Source organism: Geminicoccus sp. (genome assembly GCF_035556675.1).
Classification (GTDB): Bacteria; Pseudomonadota; Alphaproteobacteria; order Geminicoccales; family Geminicoccaceae; genus Geminicoccus.
On the sequence record NZ_DATMFZ010000062.1, the window covers coordinates 12,679 to 30,758 of the forward strand.

Consider the following 18,080-nt stretch of genomic DNA (forward strand, 5'->3'; position numbering starts at 1 on the left):
GGCGTGAGTATCCCTTCGCCCGGCACCCTGGGTGCCGGGCCGTTTCTGACGCTCTCGAGATAAAATCTTCCTGACGGAGCTGGCCGCTCAGTCGACGATGTTCCAGGTCGCCATCATGGCGTGGTCTTCGTGCATCGTGTTGTGGCAGTGCATGACATAGCGGCCACTGTCCTTGGACTTGTAGCTGTACTCAGGATCAGGGAAATCGCGGAAGCGGAGGAAGATCTCCATCTCGTCGACCCGCTCGTTGCCGCCGAACCGATAAATGTCGGTCCGGTAGCGGTCCTCCTCGGCCACCGCCCGCCGGTTGATCGAGGTGATGATGCCCTCCTCGAAATGGATGTGCATGGGATGGTCCCAGCCACCCGAGGTGCTGCGAATCTTCCAGATCTCCGCCGAATTGCGTCGCACCTGGTTGGGCGGGTTCATCAGGAACTCCGGGCTGTGGTCGATGTCCGGATCCCAGAACTTGCCGTTGATGTGCCACATGCCGTTCAGCCGGCCGAGTTCCCATTCCCGGACCTTGACCACCTCGTTCAGGTTGACCGAGGGCAGCGGCCTGAAGGCGTTCGGGACGACGCTCTCGTCCGCCGTCTCGGGCAGGCCGCCGACCCGGAACTCCAGGATCTGGTTGGACGGCGAATCCGGATTGGTGGTCTTGCCCCGGTCGATGCCGCGGCCGTCCGCCATCATCACCAGGTTGTTGCTCAAGTAGAGCTTGTCGCCCTTCTTGAACTTCTTGAAATCGATGATGATGTCCGAGCGCTCCGCCACCCAGAGCTGGATGCTGGTGATGTCCTTGCGCGACCTCGGCAGGAGGTTGCCGCTCTGGCTGATCTGGTGGAAAGGCTGGTCGGCTCCGTCCTTGCGCAGCACGAGGTTGTAGAAGCGCGACGGCCCGCCGTTCAGGACCCGGAACCGGTACTTGCGGCGCTCCACGTCCATGTAGGGTTGGATCTTGCCGTTCACGGTCAGCTTGTCGCCCAGCCAGCCGTCGATCGAGAACTGGTTGAATTCGAGCTCCCCGTCCGGGTCGAACTTCTTGTCGGCCAGGATCAGCGGCACGTCGTACTTGCCGCTCGGCAGCCGCCAGCCGGTGGTCTCGTCGCCGGTATCGTCGTCGTCGAACGCCCGGACCATCGCGACCATGCCCTTGTACACGTTCGCCGCCGTGAACTCCGGCCGGTGGTCGTGGATGAACATGGTGGTCAGCGTTTCGCGCAGGTCGCCGCCCGAGACCGGGTCCACCCACTTGGCCGGGATGCCCTTCTTCTTGTCGAAGCCGGCCCGGGCCATGGCATAGTGGAAGTTGCGGATGTTCGGCTTGCCGCTCGGGTTGTCTTCGGGATGGATCCAGTTCCAGGGCCCGCCGTCGCTCTCCGAGGCGGTGTGGAAATTGTGCAGGTGTGGCGCGATCTCGGGATGGCCGAAGCCCTCGTGATCCTCCACCGAATCCAGGTCGTTCTCGATGTGCAGGCAGAACGGCTGGTTGTAGCGCACGTCGATCAGCGGTCCGCCGAACTCCTTGCCATAGGTCCAGATCTTGCTCTCGCCATATTCCTTGGCGAAGCGGTGGCTGCGCTCCCGGACCTCCAGATGGATCCAGCGCTGCATCCTGAAGCGGTTGGCGCAGTACTGGTGCTCTGCCTCGTTATAGGGGTAGGCGTCGCTGCCATCCTCGTCCGCGGGACCCGGGATCGGCAAAGGCTCCTGCCAGGGCGTGGTCCTGGGGCTGGCCGTGCTGGCCGCCAGCGCCTGGCGCAGCGAGGCACCTTGCGCCCAGTAGGCGCCGCCCGCGATCAGGCCGAGCTTGGCGATCTCGCGCCGGCTGAACCTGGCGGCCTGGAGCTGGTTGCGCAGTTCGACCGCACGTCTGGCGGCACGTATCTTGGAGAACATGATCCCGACCTCATGATAGGCAGGCTAAGGATTTTCCTCGGATATTCATGGCTGGCGCGGCTCAGGCGATCGGCCGGTCGGTCAGAGACGTGACCGCCTTGACGATCCAGGCCGCCCGCGACAGCGCCGGCGTGCCGGCCCAGCGGTCGAGCCGCGCGTTGCCGTAGCGCAGCATGCCGGTGTGGTTGTCGAGCTGGAGGTCGTAGAGTGGATCGCTGCTGGCGAAGCCCAGCGCCCGGCGCAGCCGCTCGATGTCGTCGGGCTCGCCGGTCAGGAACTTCCACCCGGGCTTAACGTCCCAGAGCTCGGCATAGTCCTTGAGGATGTGCGGCCGGTCGAACTGTGGCTGCAGCGTGATCGAGTACATGAAGATGTCCTGGCCCATCCGGTCGCCGAGCATATCCTGCACGGCGCGCAGGTTCTCGGTGACCAGCGGGCAGACCTCGCCGCAGCTCTGGAAGAAGAAGTTGATCAGCACCACCCGGTCGCGGATCAGGTCGTCATAGAACCGGTATTCCTGGCTGTCCTGATCGAGCACGCGCGTGTTCGGGATCTGCGGATGGGGCGGGCGGCTGCCCGGTCCGGCCCCATGGGCCATGCCGGCCCCAGTGCCGGCGACGATGCCGGCTCCACCCAGGAACAACATTCTGCGCTGCATGCTCCAACCCTCGAAAATAGGGCTCGTCGGGTCGTGGCCATCCACTGCCGCGGGGGGGGCGGCGATCATCTGCTCCGCAGCCTGCGCAGCAGGAGAGCACCTCGATCACGTTTGCAGATACTATTATTGTTGCTGAACTATAATCAATGTAACTGTAGATACGGTGGTTATACGGGGACGGTTGCTTGGTTATATCTCCGATGCGGATGGAAGGAGACGGTCATATAACGAAAGGTAGAGCAGTACGAGCGTCATCCGGCTTTATGCTTACCTGGATATCTTAGCGGCCATTGATTAACGATCGGTTTATGTTCTGACGAAAGTTATAGCTGCATGCCTATCGCTCGATGAATTGTCCGGATCGACTTTCCGCATTACGAAGCTGTCATGAACGCATTCCGCGCCCGCCTGGACAAGCTCCAGACCAGCTCCGCCAGCTATGCAGTCGAGCTGCCGATCAGCTTTGCCACCGGCAGCGGCCGGACCCGGATGGTCAGCCGCGAGGAAGTGTGGTTCGTGACCGGCACGCCGCTGCGGCCAGGTGAGTGGATCACCGGCCAGCTGCGCTTTAGGGAGATCGACCGGCTGGACACGGTGGTCCGCTACGGGGCGGAGGTGCTGCTGGTACGGCCCGTTGCGCCCGGCAGCCGCCAGCGCGAGGTGCGTGCGCGGTTTTGCCAGCTTCGGTTCGAGGCGGGGACCGGGCCGGATCGGCCGGAGGATCAGCCGAGCTGACGGCGGATATAGTTGGCGAGCTCGATCCGGCTGGTCACCTGGAGCTTGTCGTAGATCCGGTGCAGGTGGATCTTGACCGTGCCCTCGGTGATGCCGAGCCGGAACGCGATCTCCTTGTTGCGCAGCCCCTCGGCGACCAGGCGCACCAGCTCGATCTCGCGCTGGGTCAGCGCCTTGGTCGCCTGCTGCTTGGCGGATTCCCGCGCCAGCAGGCGATCCAGCGTCCAGCCGGTCAGGTGCTGCTCCAGCCACTGTCCGCCGGCATGGACGGCGCGGATGCAGCGCACCAGCAGCTCCGGCGCCATGTCCTTGAGGATCACGCCGCGTACGCCCAGCCGCACCGCCTCGAACAGGTCGTCGTCGCGCAGGTCGGCAGTCAGCAGCACCACGCGCAGCGCCAGCCGCTCCTCGGCGATGCCGCGCAGCACGTCCATGCCGCTCAGGCCGGGCATGTTGAGGTCCAGCACCAAGAGATCGGGGCGATGCTCACGCACCGCCGCAAGGGCTGCCTCGCCACTCTGGCAACGCGCGACCACCTCCAGGTCCCCCTCGCGCTCGAGCAGCCAGTTCACGCCCTGGAGGACCACCGGATGGTCGTCGGCCACCACGATTCGCGTGGTCATGATCGTGCCGGGCCGGGGCGGAGGTTGGGGGCCGGTTTGCTGTTCCACGTGAGGCTCATTTCTCTGATAGGTCTGGCATCCGCACCGATGGGCCGGGCGATCGTCCCGGCCACTGCCGGGGGACAATGGAGCGGCCAGTATCGACATCATGGCACAATGACTGGCGCGGGCGTCGGCCGGCCGGCGGGCAACGCTACCCGGATACATCCCCCTAGCCCCCACCGGCATGGACGAGCGGCTGCGGCTGTTCGTCCGGAGCCTCGTCGGTGTTGGCCGGCGGCGGGGTGGCGCCGATCAGGCCCGAGCCGTGCAGTTCCTCCCGCGTCGCCGCGACCGCCAGCACCAGGCCGTCGATCATGCCGGCCACGCTCTGGCCGCTCTGGGCCGCCGCCTGCAGGCGCTCGGCCGCATGCAGAATGCGGGGTAGGCCGAACATGCCGGAGATGCCCTTCAGCTTGTGTGCCTCCTGCTGCACCTCCTCCGTATGCGGGAGGGCAGCGCGCAGCCGGTTGCAGCTGCGCTCGGCATCCTCGATCACCTGCTGCATCAGCGCCGCGGCCTCGACGTCCGCCGTCAGGCTGACGGCGAACCGGTCGAACAGCGGCCGGCTCGCCGTGTCCGGCGCGAGCACCGGCGAGGGCTCGGTCGGCGCAGTGACCTGTGCGATCGCGGTAAACAGCTCGTTCCAGACGAACGGCTTGGACAGGCAGCGCTGCATGCCGCCGGCAAAGCAGCGGCGGCGCTCCTCCTCGTGCATCCCGGCCGACAGGCCGATCACCGGGATGTCGCGGGCGGGCGGCGGCAGCCGGCGCAGGAGGCCGGTAGCGGCAATCCCGTCCAGCACCGGCATCTGCACGTCCATCAGGATCACGTCGTACGGCTGGCTCCGGGCGAACTCGACCGCCTGCGCACCGTCCACCGCCTCCATCACGAGATGGCCGTGCCGGGCGAGCACACTGGCCAGGAGCTGGCGGTTCAGCACGGCGTCATCGACGATCAGGATCCGCAGCGGCGTGCCGTGCGTGGGGGCCGGTCCCATGGCGAGCTCGTCGCGCACGGCGTTCCGGTCGCCCAGCTCGAACGGGATCTCGAACCAGAACCGGCTGCCCTGGCCGAGCTTGCTGACCAGCCCGATGCTGCCGCCCATCGCTTCGGTGAGCCGGCGGCAGATCGCGAGCCCCAGGCCGGTGCCGCCATAGAGGCGGGTGGTTTCCTGCCCGGCCTGACGGAAGGGCTGGAACAGGCTGGCCTGGCACTCCTCGGAGATGCCGATGCCGGTGTCGACCACCGCCACCTGCAGCCGCAGCGCGTCACCGGCCGGGCTCGCCGTCACCTCGACCAGGACGCCGCCCTCGGAGGTGAACTTCACCGCGTTGCCGACCAGGTTCAAGAGGATCTGGCGCAGCCGGGTCGGATCGCCCCGCAGTACCGTGCCGCGATCGACCCGTACGTCGAAGTCGAGGCTGATGCCGCGCTGGTCCGCCGCCGGGACCATCAGCCACTCGACATGCTCCAGCACCGCGCCCAGCTGGAAGTTCGTGCGGTCCAGGGCCAGCGCGTCCGCCTCGATCCGGGACAGGTCGAGCACGTCGTTGACGATTTCCAGCAGATGACGGCCGGAGCTCTGGATCGCCTGGGCGTGCTGGCGGCTCTCCTCCGGCAGGTCGCCGGCCGCGATCAGGTCGGCCATGCCGAGCACGGTGGTCAGCGGGGTGCGGATCTCGTGGCTCATGAAGGCCAGGAAGTCGGACTTGGCCTTGTTGGACGCATTGGCCGCATCCCGCGCCTCGGCCAGGCTCGCCGAGTAGCGCGCCAGCCGCACCTCGTCCGCGTAGAGCTTGCGCACGATCTTGTAGCCGTAGAACGTCATGCCGGTGACCATGAGCACCAGGAGGCCGCCGACCAGCAGCTCGATCCGCTCCAATTGCTGGATCGCCTCGATCTGCTCCTCGAACTCATGGGTCTGCAGCCGGCCGACCTGGCGGCTGAGCGCCGCCATGCTGCCGGCGAGCTGGGCATACTGGCGGTCCATGGCCGCCATCTGCGCCGCGGCCTCGCGCGTGTCGCCCCGGCGCAGGTTCTCGAAGATCAGGTTCGACTGGGCGATCATCTGGTCCATCACGACCAGGCTGATGTCGAGCCAGGCGATCAGCGGCCCGGCCTCGGCCGGGCCGACATTGGCCGTGAGCTCCGCCCGCGCCTCTTCCATCCCCATGGAGAAGGCGGCCAGCGCGCTGTCACGCAGCGCGATCTCGGTGTCGATGCTGCCCGAGTCGAACACGTCGTTCCCCGGCGCATTGACCGACCCCGCGAGCCTGGTCAGCTCGGCATAGCGGGACAGCCGATCCACCCAGCGATGATTGTCCTCGACCGATTGGCTGTAATTGTACTTGATCGAACGGCTCAAGTACACTCCGCCACCAATGACAACAATATTAAGAACGACCAAAGCCAGGTAAATGCGAAACCAATTGCTCTTTTCGGGATGAAAAGGCATGTGTTGTTTCCTCGCGAATGGAAACACGCATACTATGGTGTCAGATAATAAGTTCGAGAGTATATGCCTAAAGCAATGTACATGATGTGCCGAGGATTGTACAGCCGGCCATGGGTGGTGGTTAATGGCCGTGTACCCATAATTGAGCAATCCCCACCTGTTCGACGGTGAAACTGCGGTAATGGCCGCACTCGAACCGATCGCCGGGAGCTTATTCTGATGCAGTATTGGTCATCTTGGGGTTGAGCGGTAGGCTATCTATTCGCCTGTTGCCGCGGCCCGTGCCGGTGGATCACGTGATTTTCTGGAGGGCAGCGCCGGCAGCGGGCTGGTATCCGGGGGCCTGTCCTGCATTCAAGGAGAAGCAGCGATGCCGCGCAGGGAAGGAACAGGATCGACCGGCACCGCCGCCAGGGAGGCCGGCACCGATGGCGGCCATGAGGCTGCCCGCACCGCGCTCCTCCTGCCGGCCCTGTCGTCGATCTCGGCCGCTGCCGAGCTGGCGCCGCTGGCGATGCGGCTGGCGCCCCGGCTGCACTGCACCACGATCGACTGGCCGGGCTTCGGCGACCGCCCGCGCGGCCGGCCATCGCTCACGCCCGACGCGCTGCGTGCCTTCCTGGACGAGCTGATCGGCACCGGCGTCGTCCCACCGGCCATCGGCATCGCCGCCGGCCATGCCGCGACCTACCTGGTCCAGGCGGCCCGGCGCCGGCCCGACCGGTTCGAGCGGCTCGTGCTGATCGCCCCCACCTGGCGCGGTCCGCTGCCGACCGTGCTGGGCGAGGCGCGGCGTCCCCTGTTCGCCCGGATCCGTCGGGCGATCGAGCTGCCCGTCCTGGGCCAGGGCCTGTACCGCCTGAACGTCAACCGGCGGATGATCGGCCGGATGATGCGCGCCCATGTCTATGCCGATCCGGCCAGGGTCACCGATGCCCTGGTGGCCGCGAAGCTGCACGTCGCCAGTCAGCCCGACGCCCGCTTCGGCACCGCCGCCTTCGTCACCGGCGGCCTCGATCCGGTCGCTTCCCGCGCAGCCTTTCTCGATCTGTTCGCCGCTCCCCTGCCGCCGGTCCTGATGTTGCGGCCGGCCGCGGCACCCCGGCGTTCGGCGGCCGAGATGGACGCACTGGCCGCGACCGGCCGGGTCGTCACGGCCACCGTGCCGGGCGCGCTGGCACCGCACGAGGAGCATCCGGACGAGGTGGCAGCCGCGATCGGCACCTTTCTCGGGCAGAGCGGCTAGCACATCAGTCGAGCGGGCGGGTCTCGCCCACCGCCATCACCCAGCCCCAGTTCTCGTTCAGCCCGGCGCTGCCGATCGCCTGGCGAAAGCGCACCGGCGGCTCGAAGGGCGGCTCGTCGGTCAGGCGCACCACGCCCCAGTGCATGCCCAGCACGTGGCGGGCGCGGAACAGCCGGCCGATCTCGACCGCTTCCTCCGGCGTGCAGTGCGATGCCTGCATCAGCTCGCGCGGCTCGTAGGCGCCGATCGGCAGCAGCGCCAGGTCGACGCCGCCATAGCCGGCACCCAGCTCCTGGAACACCGGGCCGGACGCCGTGTCGCCGGAGAAGTAGACCCGCTTGCCGGGCGTGGTCAGGAGGAAGCCGCCCCAGAGCGAGCGGTTACGGTCCCAGAGCGTGCGGGCCGAGAAATGGATCGCCGGCAGGCAGGTGACCGACAGGTCCGGGCCGTCCCAGGACTGGTGCCAGTCGAGCTCCGCCACACGGGCGAACCGGCCGGTCTCGACATAGCCCGCGACCTGCAGCGGGCAGAGCAGGGTCGCGTCCGCCGCCAGCGGCAGCCGTTCCAGGGTCGGGCGATCCAGATGGTCGTAATGGTTGTGCGACAGGAGCACGAGGTCGATCGGCGGCAGGTCGGCCGCGGCGAGTGCCACGGGCGAGAAGCGCTTGGGCCCGAACGGCGGGATCGGCGAGGCATACTCGGACAGGAACGGGTCGATGGCGATCCATCTGCCGTTCAGCCGGAGCAGAAACCCGGCATGGCCCAGCCAGGTGACGATGTCGCCGTCTGCGGCTGCCGCCAGCGCCGCCCTGGCCGCACCCGGCTCCAGCACATGGCCGTCCTGCAGCTCGACCGGCTGGCGGCGGGTGAAGCCGCGCCACATGAACGCCCACCATTCGCTGCGCTCGCCACCGCGTACGGGGCTGCCGGGTGGGTTGCGGAAGCCGCCGTCCAGATGGTGCCAGGGCATGTCGGGAAGCTGTCTCGATTCGCTTTGGCCGCCGCCGCAACCGGCCAGGAGGAGCGGTGCGCTCGCCAGGCTGGACAGGACGGTGCGGCGGGTGGGGGAGGTCATGGCGGGAAGATGCGGATGGAATCAGCGGACGTCCAGCCGGTGCCCCTTGCCCCGGCAGCCGGTGTCATGCGACAATAGGAAGTATTTCCGTATCCTTGTTCTGGTTGACCCGTGCCGGAGTTCTTTCCCGAAGGGAGGAAGAGCATGGCTACGATCACTGGCACCGTGCAGAGCGAATGGCTGACCGGCACGGTCTCCAAGGACACGATCTACGGCCGGGGCGGCAACGATACGGCCGTCGGCGGGCTCGGGAACGACGTGGTCTTCGGCGAGACGGGCAACGACACGCTCTGGGGCAAGGAGGGGAATGACCGGCTCTACGGCCAGAACGGCAATGATCGCCTGCACGGCGGCATCGGCTCGGACCGATTGTTCGGCCAGGATGGCGCGGATCGGCTCGACGGCGGTGGGGAAGACGACGAACTGCACGGTGGTAGCGGCAATGACTATTTCGAAGGTGGTGCCGGTACAGACTGGCTGTCCGGTGGTACCGGCGATGACGTTCTCTACGGGACCGTACAGGAGCTGTGGGCTTTCGACGGTGACAATAGCCAGAGCGACATCATTGATGGCGGCAGCGGCAACGACCTGCTGGTCGGCAATTTCGGCAACGACCGCCTCGACGGCGGCACAGGCAACGACACCCTGGTCGGCTGGCCGGGCGACGACCTGCTGATCGGAGGCAGCGGCAATGACTTGGTCGAGGGAGAGGACGGCCACGACCTGATCCGGCTGGACGGTGGCAGCGACACGGTCGTCTTCGACGGCAATTACTTTGGTGGCACCTACTCCTCGGCACGCCGGGCTGACTTCATCAGCCCGGACGATGACCTCGTCGCCGACTTTACCCGCGGCGAGGATAAGCTCCGGGCGATGCGGTTCACCATCGCCTCCGATATCGGCCAGTCGTTCGAAATCAGAACCGTCGCCTTTGCCGAACTCGACAGCGACGAGAACGGTCGCCTCGACGGGCGCGATGCCTATGTGGATATCGAGAAGGTGACGCTCGACGGCGCAACGCGCGACTCGCTGGTGATCCACGCGGGCGACGCCACCGGCTTCAATGCCCCATTCTTCGCCGGCGACACCCTCACCCTGTTCGGCATCACCCGGCTCACCGCGTCCGATTTCACCTCCTGAACAGGAGCCCGACATGGCTACGATCATCGGCACGGCCGACAGGGACACGCTGACCGGCACGCCGTTGCTGGACGGGATCTATGGTCGCGGCGGCGGCGATACGATCAATGGGGAGGCCGGGGACGACCTGCTTCATGGTGAGGCCGGGCACGACCGCATCCGCGGCGGTGCCGGTGCTGACCGGATCCGCGGAGGTAGCGGCAACGACCTGGGGTTTGGCGGCCTTGGCGATGACGTGATCCTCGGCGAGGACGGCGACGATCGGCTCTACGGCCAGGAAGGCTGGGACTGGATCCGAGGTGGCGGCGGTGCCGACCGCATCCAGGGCGGCAACGGCGTCGACCAGCTTTGGGGAGACGACGGGAACGACACCATCTTCGGCGGCGGCCAGAACGACCGACTTCACGGCGGCGATGGCAACGACCGGATCGGACTCACCGTCGATCCCGGTGATCCCCTCGTCCTCCACTTTGCCACCGAAGGCGGCGACGACACTTTCTCGGGTGGTGTAGGTGACGACTGGCTCCATGGCGGGACGGGCAATGACCGGCTGGATGGCGGGCGTGGCGACGACAAGCTCTGGAGCGGGGCCGGCGACGACAGTCTCGACGGCGGCGATGGCGACGACGAGATCCGGGCCGGCGACGGTGACGACCTCGGCGTCTTCGGGCGCACCGGCGACGATATGCTCCATGGAGACGCTGGCAGCGACTATCTTTCCGGCGAAGACGGCAACGACCGGATCTTCGGGGGCGATGGCGTAGATGGCCTCGATGGAGGAGGCGGCCATGACCGGCTGTCCGGCGGAGAGGGCGACGACGGCGCCAACGGGGGCGCTGGCAACGACCGGCTGTCCGGTGGCAATGGTGCCGACAATTTCGTGGGAGGCGAAGGCGAGGACATCCTCACAGGGGATGCCGGCAATGACCGCCTGATGGGCAGTGAGGGTGACGACCAGATCTCCGGGGGCGCTGGTGCCGACACTGTTGCCGGAGACGCTGGCAGGGATGAGGTCCATGGGGATGCCGGCGCCGACATTCTCTCGGGCGGTGGGGGCAACGACCGGCTGGATGGCGGCGGGGGCACTGATACCGCGGCCTACGGGGATCATTCGGCTGCCTACCGCTATGAAAGGCAACCGGATGGCGGCTGGATGATCCAGTACACTGGCGTTGCCGTCGATGACGGCACCGACCTCTTCCGGAACATCGAGTTCCTGCGGTTCAGCGACAAGACCATCCCCGTTGGCTGATCGACCCTGGCTTCGTTCGACCTGCGGGTCAAATGGTAGCCAATGGGAGGAAGCAGCATGCCGAAGATCACCGGCACGTCCCATGACGATCGCCTGTCAGGCAACCCCTTCGAGGACACGATCCTTGGCAGGGCAGGCAACGACCTGCTGCTGGGCAACCTTGCCGACGATGTCCTGCATGGCGAGGAGGGCGACGACACCCTGCTGGGTGAGGAGGGCGACGACCAGATCTACGGAGAGAACGGCGACGACCTGATCATCGGTGGCAGCGGCCATGACCGGCTGTTCGGCCAGTGGGGCGACGACCGGGTCATCGGTGGCGACGGCAATGACCTGCTCCAAGGTGGTCCCGGCCGGAACAGCCTGTGGGGCGATGCTGGTGACGATCGGATCGACGGCAACGGCGCGAATGATGTGATCCACCCGGGTGCCGGGACGAACTTCGTCCGTGCCGGCAGTGGCCATGATCGCATCGAGATGCCGCGCCTGCAGGAGCCGGACAGGATCGACATCATGACCTTGCTCGCCGGCGACGAGAATGACACGGCCTGGGGTGGCTCAGGCGCTGACAACCTGCGTGGCGAGACCGGGAGCGATTCCTTGCAGGGGGCCTGGGGCGACGACCGGCTCGATGGAGGTGCCGGGAATGACCAGCTCTATGGTGGAGAAGGAGCTGATCGTCTGCTCGGCGGCGACGGCGACGATGTTCTGCACGCCGGCCACAACGAATCGGCAGCCAAGCAATCAGTCCTGACCGCGGGTGCGGGCACCGACACGTTCGACTTCAGCTTTCACTATGTCGACTCGTGGCTGATCGATGATGGCTTCTTCCTGCTGTACAAGGTTTCCCACCTGATCAGCGACTTCACCGCCGGGGAGGACAAGCTGCACATTGCAGGGCGGGTGGATCGGCAGATCGAGGGTCCCGACGGCAGGTACAGGTTCGACTTCGCCGCCCTGGACACGAACAAAGACGGTGTCCTGACCCGAACCGATGATGCGATCTCGAGCGACTTCGCCTCGTTCATGGGTGATCGGCAGCCCAGCCTGACCATTGACATCGGGAAGTTCGATGCCCTGAAGCAAGCCTCCGCGTTCGAGTTCTCCGGCACCATCACCCTCTACGGCGTAGCGGCCCTGACAGCGGCGGATTTCGCGTGAATGGGCGGCATGGCGCTGCGGCGGAAGAAGGGGGCGCGCTAGCCCTGTCTTGAAACCGTCGCGGTACGGGTCTAGGCAGATCGAGGTAGACGAGGAAACCCGAGCCAAAGGGGGCGTGCCGCAACCACGCAGACCTTCAGCCAACGACGTTTCGCCTCGATCTCGGCGAATGCCCACCTGTCCGCGTCGGCCTTCCCGGCGCTGGTTCTCAACGCCGATTTCCAGCCACTCAGCTGGTATCCGCTCTCGGTCTGGAGCTGGCAGGACACGGTCCGGGCCATGTTCCTCGACCGGATTGCGGTGCTCTCCCACTACGACCGGGTGATCCGCTCGCCCGGCCAGGAGCTGCGGCTCCCCAGCGTGGTGGCGCTCAAGCAGTATGTGCCGCAGGAGCGGCGCCCGCCGTTTACCCGCTTCAATCTGTTCCTGCGCGACCGCTTCTCCTGCCAGTATTGCGGCATCACCGCGCCCATCCAGGAGCTGACCTTCGACCATGTGGTGCCGCGCTCGCGCGGTGGCCGTACGTCCTGGGACAACATCACCACTGCCTGCACCCGCTGCAACCTGCGCAAGGGCAGCCGCCTGCCGCGGGAATGCGGCATGCACCCGCTGAGCCCTCCGCAGCAGCCCAGCACCCACCAGCTCCGCCAGAACGGCCGGCAGTTCCCGCCGGGCTATCTGCACGAGAGCTGGCGCGACTTCCTCTACTGGGACAGCGAGCTGGAGCCTTGAGCCGGCGGCGGGACCCGCTCGCCGCCGGGTGCGGTCACTGCCAGAAGTCGATCACATCCGTGTCGAGCGGGAACTGTTCGGTGCGGAACTGCGGCGTCGGCCGCAGGAAGCGGCGGAAGTTCCCGCCCATGTCGGCGGGAACGGCGGCGTCCGGGATGTTGCCGGCCAGCTTGAAGCGGTCGATCACGTAGGGCACGCCTTCCGAGCCCAGCACCGATTTGCCGTCCATGATGTGGAAGTGCAGATGGGGTGCGGAGGTGTTGCCGCTGTTGCCGAGCCGGCCCAGCACGGTGCCGGCGCGCACCTTCTGCCCGACCCGGACCCGCACGGAACCGGCCTGCATGTGCGCATAGAAGGCGTAGTGACCGTTGCCGATGTCCAGCACGACGTGGTTGCCGTCGACATTGGCCAGCGTGATGGTGCTGGGATCGGGCAGCCGCGGCGGCACCTGGTCGGGCAGCCCGTCCAGCGTCGAGACGACCGTGCCGTCCGCCACCGCATAGATCCGCGCACCATAGGCGGTATAGCTCTCGACCTGGTCGAGCGGCCCGTTGCGCAGGCGCCCGTGCTCGTCCAGGCGCACCCAGTCGATGGCGAAGCGCTGGGCGAAATGGAGCTTGCCGTTGACCGGCAGTGCGGTCGAGCGGTGGACGCCCGGCGCGCAGCAGCCGTTGATGGCGAGCCAGCCCTTGCCCGCCAGCGGCGGGTGGATCTTCGGCAGGCTGCGGGTCACGTCCAGGGTGGCGGCCTGATAGCGCTGCTCCGCCGGCTTCGGGTCGGTCACGTCCAGGCCGGCACCGGTCAGATCCAGCATGTGGCTGAGCTCTGCCGGGATGTCCTGCCGCGCCACGGCGAGGTTGACCAGGAACAGGCGGGTGGCGTTCAGCTCGAGCTCGGCATTCTCCGCCGGCCGGTTGTCGAGCTGCTTCAGCCTGGTCGTGAAGGACGGCGAATCGAAGGTCGCCAGGACCTCGGACGTCTCGGGCTGCCGGGGCGGGGGAGCCTGCCTGGTGCCCTTGCCAGGCGGCGGCACGCCCACGACCTCCACCTGTTCCAGCGTCGCCGGCACGCTGCGGGTGTTGGTCAGCTCCAGTTCATAGACGAAGTGCCACCTGCCATCCGTGCCCGGGACAGGCGTGGTGGCCGGGTTGAACGGCACCGCGGTCAGCGGCGTGAACACGTCCTCGGCTGCGTCCGCTGCCGACCCGGCAGCGAGCAGGCCCGCAGCGCATAATAAGATCAAATAATGGCGCTTCATGATATGCCCGTTCACAGGAATGGAATTGCCTCGAAAAGACGAGCCTAGTCTCTTATCGATTTCAGGGAACATATTCTACGTATATGTCGCTGTGGCCGTGCCGGTGGCGGATCGCCCGGGCAGGAAGGCACCGGGACGCACGGCAGCCGGGCGAGGCGGCCTCCCGGCGGATTAGATCGGACTTTTCAAGCCGGCCGCACCTGCGCATACTTTTGCTAACGGCCGATAAAACGATACAGGCCGCGGTTCAGGGAGTGACTGATCATGCGCATGACGTGCGCGCTGCTGGGCGCGACCGCTCTCCTTGCGCTTTCGGTGGGCCAGGCGGCCGCCGAGGGGCAGGTCACATGGAACGACGACGACACCGTCTCGCTCCAGATGGGGCCGGAATACGACAACCAGGTCATCACCGTCAGCCGTGAGGAGCTGGGCTCGATCTTCGGCCCCGACGAGAAGCCCTTCGAGGGTGTCGAGATCACGGTCACCGTGAACAGTGGCGGGCCCAAGGGCGGCATTTCCGGGCCCCTGTACTCGTTCCGGCCGATCTGGGAGGAACTGTCGGGCGGCAAGGTCAACATCGTCGAGCTGCCGTTCGGCGAGCATTACACCAAGATGATGCTCGACCTGCGCAACGGCACCGGCCAGTACGATGCGTTCATGGCCGGTGCGTTCTGGTATGGCGACGTGGCGCCGGTCGGCCTGCTCTTCCAGATCGACGACCTGATGGCGTCCGGCGAGTATCCGCAATGGTCCTATGACGCGATGCCGCCATCGCTCAAAACGCTGCACCAATGGGAAGGCAAGTCCTACGGCGTGCTGAACGACGCAGACGGCCAGGTCCTCTACTACCGCAAGAGCGTGCTGGAGAACCCGGAGCACCAGCAGGCCTTCAAGGCCGAGTACGGCTACGACCTGCCGTCGCCGCCGAAGACCTGGCAGCAGCTCCTGGACATCGCCAAGTTCTTCAACGGCAAGAACTGGGACGACAGCGACCCCGAGCCCGACAACGGCGCGGTTCTGCACCTCAAGGTCGGCGAGCAGGGCCACTACCACTTCCAGACCCTGTCGGCCTCGTTCGCCATGACGCCCGGCGAGAAACTCGACCAGTACCACAACGTGTACTGGTTCGATCCGACCGACATGAAGGCGCTGATCAACATGCCCGGGCATGTGAAGGCGCTGGAATATCTGCAGGAGCTGCACAAGACCGGCCCGGCCGCCCAGGTCGGCTGGTCGCTGGGCGAGGCCTGGGACTATTTCCTGCGCGGCAAGGCGGTGTTCGCCTATTCCTGGGGCGATCTCGGCGCGCTCTGCCAGGACGAGGCCCGCTCCAAGGTCCAGGGCGACTGCGCGTCGGCGATGCTGCCCTCGTCGAACGAATATTATGACATGGAGAAGAAGGAGTTCGTGAAGACCGACAACCCGCAGCCGATCGGCAACACCACCGGCGGCTCCTGGCACGGCATCATCTCGAACTTCTCGGCCAATCCCGAGGCGACCTATTCCTTCCTCTCGCTGATGGCGATGCCGCCGGTCAGCAAGATGATGGCGATGTATGGCTGGGACGGCGTCGACCCTGGCTTCAGCTACCAGTTCCTGCCCGAGGACGGCGGCACGGCCAGCATCGAGGACTACGAGAAGGCCGGCTGGAACGCGGACGACGCCAAGGCCTACACCCACGCCTATCACCAGACCTTCTTCGCACCGGTGAGCCTGCCCTACCTGCGCATTCCCGGTACGTTCGAATACTGGGACATCCTGGACAAGAACCTGTCCTCGACCATGGCCGGCTCGAAGACTGCGCAGCAGGCGCTCGACGACACCGCGGCCGCCTGGGAACAGGTGACCGACCGGATCGGCCGCGACAAGCAGCTGGCCGATTACAGGGCGGCGATCGGCTACCAGGACTGATCCGGTTCTGCACTTCCGCCGGGGCCGTCACGGCCCCGGCGGGACTTTCGGGCTCGGATCGACGACTGGAGCGGACGCATGCGCTGGACGAGCCGGGTACGGTTCCTGTTCCTCGCACCCGCGGTCGTGTGGGTGCTTCTCTTCACCATCTTCCCGCTTGGCTATTCGCTGTTCATCGCCTTCAACAAGATCGACCAGGCCACCCAGGTCGAGCGCGTCAAGGAGCCGGTCCTGGATGAAGCGGGCCAGCCGGTCCTGGACAGCAAGGGCCAGCCGCGCACCAAGAACGTGGTGGTCCGCAACACCGTGACCACGACCGAGTTCGTGGGGCTCACCAACTTCAAGCGGCTGTTCACCGATCCGCAGCTCCACGAGGCGATCAAGGTCACGCTCGTGTTCGTGCTGGTCGCGGTGCCGATCGAGCTGTGCCTGGGCTTTCTGATCGCACTCCTGTTCAACCGGCCGCTCATGGGCCGGTCGACGCTGCGCGCGATCATGATCCTGCCGATCTTCGCCACGCCGATCGCGATGGGCTACTCGTTCTTCACGATCTTCTACGAGGAGGGGGGGCCGCTCGCGTTCACCGGCATCCCCTGGCTGTCCAACCCGAACTGGGCCCTGTTCTCCGTGGCCCTGGTCGACATCTGGCAATGGACGCCGTTCTGCTTCCTGGTCTTCCTGGCAGCCCTGCAGGGCGTGCCGGACGAGCTCCTGGAAGCGGCCAGGATCGATGGTGCGTCCGGCCCGGACATCCTGTTCAGGGTGCTGCTGCCGCTCCTGCAGCCGACCATCATCATCGTGCTGCTCCTGCGGATCGCCGAGGCGGTCAAGCTGTTCGACATCCCCTTCGCGCTCACCGGCGGCGGCCCCGGCACCGCGACCCAGTCCTATTCCTTCCTGGCCTTCAGGACGGGGCTGCGATTCTTCGACTTGGGCTATGCCAGTGCGATGGCCTATGGGCTGCTGGCCGTGGTCATGGTGGTCGTCCTGCTGTTCTTCCGGAGGCTGCGACAGAGCTATGGGTGAGCGTGGAGCCGCAGCACAGCTGCGCTGGGCCGTGTTCTCGATCCTGGCGATCGCGGTCACGATGGCCTTCTTGTTCCCGATCTACTGGTCGTTCTCCCAGTCGCTGCGCAACCCGCTGGACACGTTCACCGTCGCGGGCTTCGGCATCCCCTGGGTGAACTTCGAGCCGACGCTGGGGAACTGGATCGACCAGGTCGGCACCCCTGAGACGATGCGCGCCCTCTACAACAGCACGGTGATCTCGATCTCGGCCGCGGTCCTGGCGCTGGTCCTGGGCGTGCCCGCCGCTTATGCGGTGGCCCGGTTCCAGTTCCGGACCTGGAAGAACCAGGACATCACCATCTGGTTCCTGTCGCAGCGGATCCTGCCGCCGGTGGCGACCGTGATCCCGTTCTACCTGATCATGCGCACCTTCAACCTGCTGGACACCCATCTGGCGCTGATCCTGATCAACGCCACCTTCGTCCTGCCGTTCGTGGTGGTGATCCTGCGCCAGACCTTCCTGGAGCTGCCGGTGGAGCTGGAGGAATCGGCGCTGGTCGACGGTGCGAGCTACTGGACCGCGTTCTGGCGGGTGGCGCTGCCGCTGGCCGCCCCCAGCATGGCGGCCACGGGACTGATTATCTTCGCGTTCAGCTGGAACGAGTTCCTGTTCGCGGTCGCGATCAGCAGCCAGAACGTGATCACCATTCCGGTGCATATCGCGGGGGCCGTCGACACGCGCGGCGTGCAGTTCTGGTTCATGGGCGTGCGGGCGATGGTGGCGGTGATTCCGCCCGTGCTGATTGCGCTGATAGCACAGCGCTACATCGTCCGGGGGCTGACCATGGGGGCCGTGAAGGGCTGAGCCAGCGGCGTCGCTTGACG

At 66.4% G+C, this 18,080-nt stretch carries 15 protein-coding genes; 9 read left to right on the forward strand and 6 right to left on the reverse strand.

Annotated features, from left to right (window positions below; translation table 11 throughout):
* Window positions 1–87: 87 nt before the first annotated feature.
* Complete coding sequence (locus VNS22_RS04690) at window positions 88–1,899, reverse strand: hypothetical protein (protein WP_325730105.1); 1,812 nt, start codon at window positions 1,897–1,899, stop codon at window positions 88–90.
* Between the two features lie 61 nt (window positions 1,900–1,960).
* Window positions 1,961–2,557 (reverse strand): SCO family protein, encoded by a 597-nt coding sequence (locus tag VNS22_RS04695; RefSeq protein WP_325730107.1) that lies wholly within the window; start codon window positions 2,555–2,557, stop codon window positions 1,961–1,963.
* Window positions 2,558–2,944: 387 nt separating this feature from the next.
* Between VNS22_RS04695 and VNS22_RS04700 the strand changes: the two genes are divergently transcribed.
* Window positions 2,945–3,292, forward strand: a complete 348-nt coding sequence (locus VNS22_RS04700) for a hypothetical protein (protein WP_325730109.1) — start codon at window positions 2,945–2,947, stop codon at window positions 3,290–3,292.
* On the opposite strand, the gene VNS22_RS04705 is transcribed toward VNS22_RS04700, so the two are convergent.
* Window positions 3,280–3,915, reverse strand: a complete 636-nt coding sequence (locus tag VNS22_RS04705; RefSeq protein WP_325730111.1) for a response regulator transcription factor — start codon at window positions 3,913–3,915, stop codon at window positions 3,280–3,282. The two genes, VNS22_RS04700 and VNS22_RS04705, sit on opposite strands and share 13 nt — an antisense overlap.
* Window positions 3,916–4,126: 211 nt before the next feature.
* Window positions 4,127–6,322: an ATP-binding protein gene (locus VNS22_RS04710; RefSeq protein WP_325730113.1), complete on the reverse strand. Its 2,196-nt coding sequence runs from the start codon at window positions 6,320–6,322 to the stop codon at window positions 4,127–4,129.
* 460 nt (window positions 6,323–6,782) lie between these two features.
* Here VNS22_RS04710 and VNS22_RS04715 point away from each other — a divergent pair, with 460 nt between their 5' ends.
* On the forward strand, window positions 6,783–7,658 hold the full coding sequence (locus tag VNS22_RS04715) for an alpha/beta hydrolase (RefSeq protein ID WP_325730115.1): 876 nt from the start codon (window positions 6,783–6,785) through the stop codon (window positions 7,656–7,658).
* 4 nt (window positions 7,659–7,662) lie between these two features.
* Here the strand turns inward: VNS22_RS04715 and VNS22_RS04720 are convergent, their stop codons facing one another.
* The gene (locus tag VNS22_RS04720; protein ID WP_325730117.1) at window positions 7,663–8,733 is read right to left on the reverse strand and encodes an MBL fold metallo-hydrolase; all 1,071 of its coding nucleotides are present in this window, start codon (window positions 8,731–8,733) and stop codon (window positions 7,663–7,665) included.
* 144 nt (window positions 8,734–8,877) lie between these two features.
* On the opposite strand from VNS22_RS04720, the gene VNS22_RS04725 reads away from it, so the two are divergent.
* The 4 genes from VNS22_RS04725 (at window position 8,878) to VNS22_RS04740 (ending at window position 13,018) form a co-directional block, all read left to right on the forward strand.
* On the forward strand, window positions 8,878–9,873 hold the full coding sequence (locus VNS22_RS04725; RefSeq protein ID WP_325730119.1) for a calcium-binding protein: 996 nt from the start codon (window positions 8,878–8,880) through the stop codon (window positions 9,871–9,873).
* A gap of 13 nt (window positions 9,874–9,886) precedes the next feature.
* Window positions 9,887–11,125, forward strand: a complete 1,239-nt coding sequence (locus VNS22_RS04730) for a calcium-binding protein (protein WP_325730121.1) — start codon at window positions 9,887–9,889, stop codon at window positions 11,123–11,125.
* Window positions 11,126–11,182: 57 nt separating this feature from the next.
* On the forward strand, window positions 11,183–12,286 hold the full coding sequence (locus VNS22_RS04735; RefSeq protein ID WP_325730123.1) for a hypothetical protein: 1,104 nt from the start codon (window positions 11,183–11,185) through the stop codon (window positions 12,284–12,286).
* Window positions 12,287–12,445: 159 nt separating this feature from the next.
* The gene (locus VNS22_RS04740; RefSeq protein WP_370467481.1) at window positions 12,446–13,018 is read left to right on the forward strand and encodes an HNH endonuclease; all 573 of its coding nucleotides are present in this window, start codon (window positions 12,446–12,448) and stop codon (window positions 13,016–13,018) included.
* 34 nt (window positions 13,019–13,052) lie between these two features.
* On the opposite strand, the gene VNS22_RS04745 is transcribed toward VNS22_RS04740, so the two are convergent.
* Complete coding sequence (locus tag VNS22_RS04745) at window positions 13,053–14,276, reverse strand: M23 family metallopeptidase (RefSeq protein ID WP_325730127.1); 1,224 nt, start codon at window positions 14,274–14,276, stop codon at window positions 13,053–13,055.
* Between the two features lie 264 nt (window positions 14,277–14,540).
* Here VNS22_RS04745 and VNS22_RS04750 point away from each other — a divergent pair, with 264 nt between their 5' ends.
* The 3 genes from VNS22_RS04750 to VNS22_RS04760 all read left to right on the forward strand — a co-directional run bounded on the left by VNS22_RS04750 (window position 14,541) and on the right by VNS22_RS04760 (window position 18,060).
* Window positions 14,541–16,187 (forward strand): extracellular solute-binding protein, encoded by a 1,647-nt coding sequence (locus tag VNS22_RS04750; RefSeq protein WP_325730129.1) that lies wholly within the window; start codon window positions 14,541–14,543, stop codon window positions 16,185–16,187.
* A 78-nt stretch (window positions 16,188–16,265) separates the two neighbouring features.
* The gene (locus VNS22_RS04755) at window positions 16,266–17,213 is read left to right on the forward strand and encodes a sugar ABC transporter permease (RefSeq protein WP_325730130.1); all 948 of its coding nucleotides are present in this window, start codon (window positions 16,266–16,268) and stop codon (window positions 17,211–17,213) included.
* Entirely contained in the window at window positions 17,206–18,060 is an 855-nt protein-coding gene (locus VNS22_RS04760) for a carbohydrate ABC transporter permease (RefSeq protein ID WP_325730131.1), read from the forward strand. Before VNS22_RS04755 ends, VNS22_RS04760 begins: the two co-directional genes overlap by 8 nt.
* Window positions 18,061–18,080: the final 20 nt, after the last annotated feature.

Bases quoted from the DNA above. Each gene is read 5' to 3' on its own strand.
- VNS22_RS04690 (WP_325730105.1), bottom strand. From the start codon at position 1,899: ATGTTCTCCAAGATACGTGCCGCCAGACGTGCGGTCGAACTGCGCAAC.
- VNS22_RS04695 (WP_325730107.1), bottom strand. From the start codon at position 2,557: ATGCAGCGCAGAATGTTGTTCCTGGGTGGAGCCGGCATCGTCGCCGGC.
- VNS22_RS04700 (WP_325730109.1), top strand. From the start codon at position 2,945: ATGAACGCATTCCGCGCCCGCCTGGACAAGCTCCAGACCAGCTCCGCC.
- VNS22_RS04705 (WP_325730111.1), bottom strand. From the start codon at position 3,915: ATGACCACGCGAATCGTGGTGGCCGACGACCATCCGGTGGTCCTCCAG.
- VNS22_RS04715 (WP_325730115.1), top strand. From the start codon at position 6,783: ATGCCGCGCAGGGAAGGAACAGGATCGACCGGCACCGCCGCCAGGGAG.
- VNS22_RS04720 (WP_325730117.1), bottom strand. From the start codon at position 8,733: ATGACCTCCCCCACCCGCCGCACCGTCCTGTCCAGCCTGGCGAGCGCA.
- VNS22_RS04725 (WP_325730119.1), top strand. From the start codon at position 8,878: ATGGCTACGATCACTGGCACCGTGCAGAGCGAATGGCTGACCGGCACG.
- VNS22_RS04730 (WP_325730121.1), top strand. From the start codon at position 9,887: ATGGCTACGATCATCGGCACGGCCGACAGGGACACGCTGACCGGCACG.
- VNS22_RS04735 (WP_325730123.1), top strand. From the start codon at position 11,183: ATGCCGAAGATCACCGGCACGTCCCATGACGATCGCCTGTCAGGCAAC.
- VNS22_RS04745 (WP_325730127.1), bottom strand. From the start codon at position 14,276: ATGAAGCGCCATTATTTGATCTTATTATGCGCTGCGGGCCTGCTCGCT.
- VNS22_RS04750 (WP_325730129.1), top strand. From the start codon at position 14,541: ATGCGCATGACGTGCGCGCTGCTGGGCGCGACCGCTCTCCTTGCGCTT.
- VNS22_RS04755 (WP_325730130.1), top strand. From the start codon at position 16,266: ATGCGCTGGACGAGCCGGGTACGGTTCCTGTTCCTCGCACCCGCGGTC.
- VNS22_RS04760 (WP_325730131.1), top strand. From the start codon at position 17,206: ATGGGTGAGCGTGGAGCCGCAGCACAGCTGCGCTGGGCCGTGTTCTCG.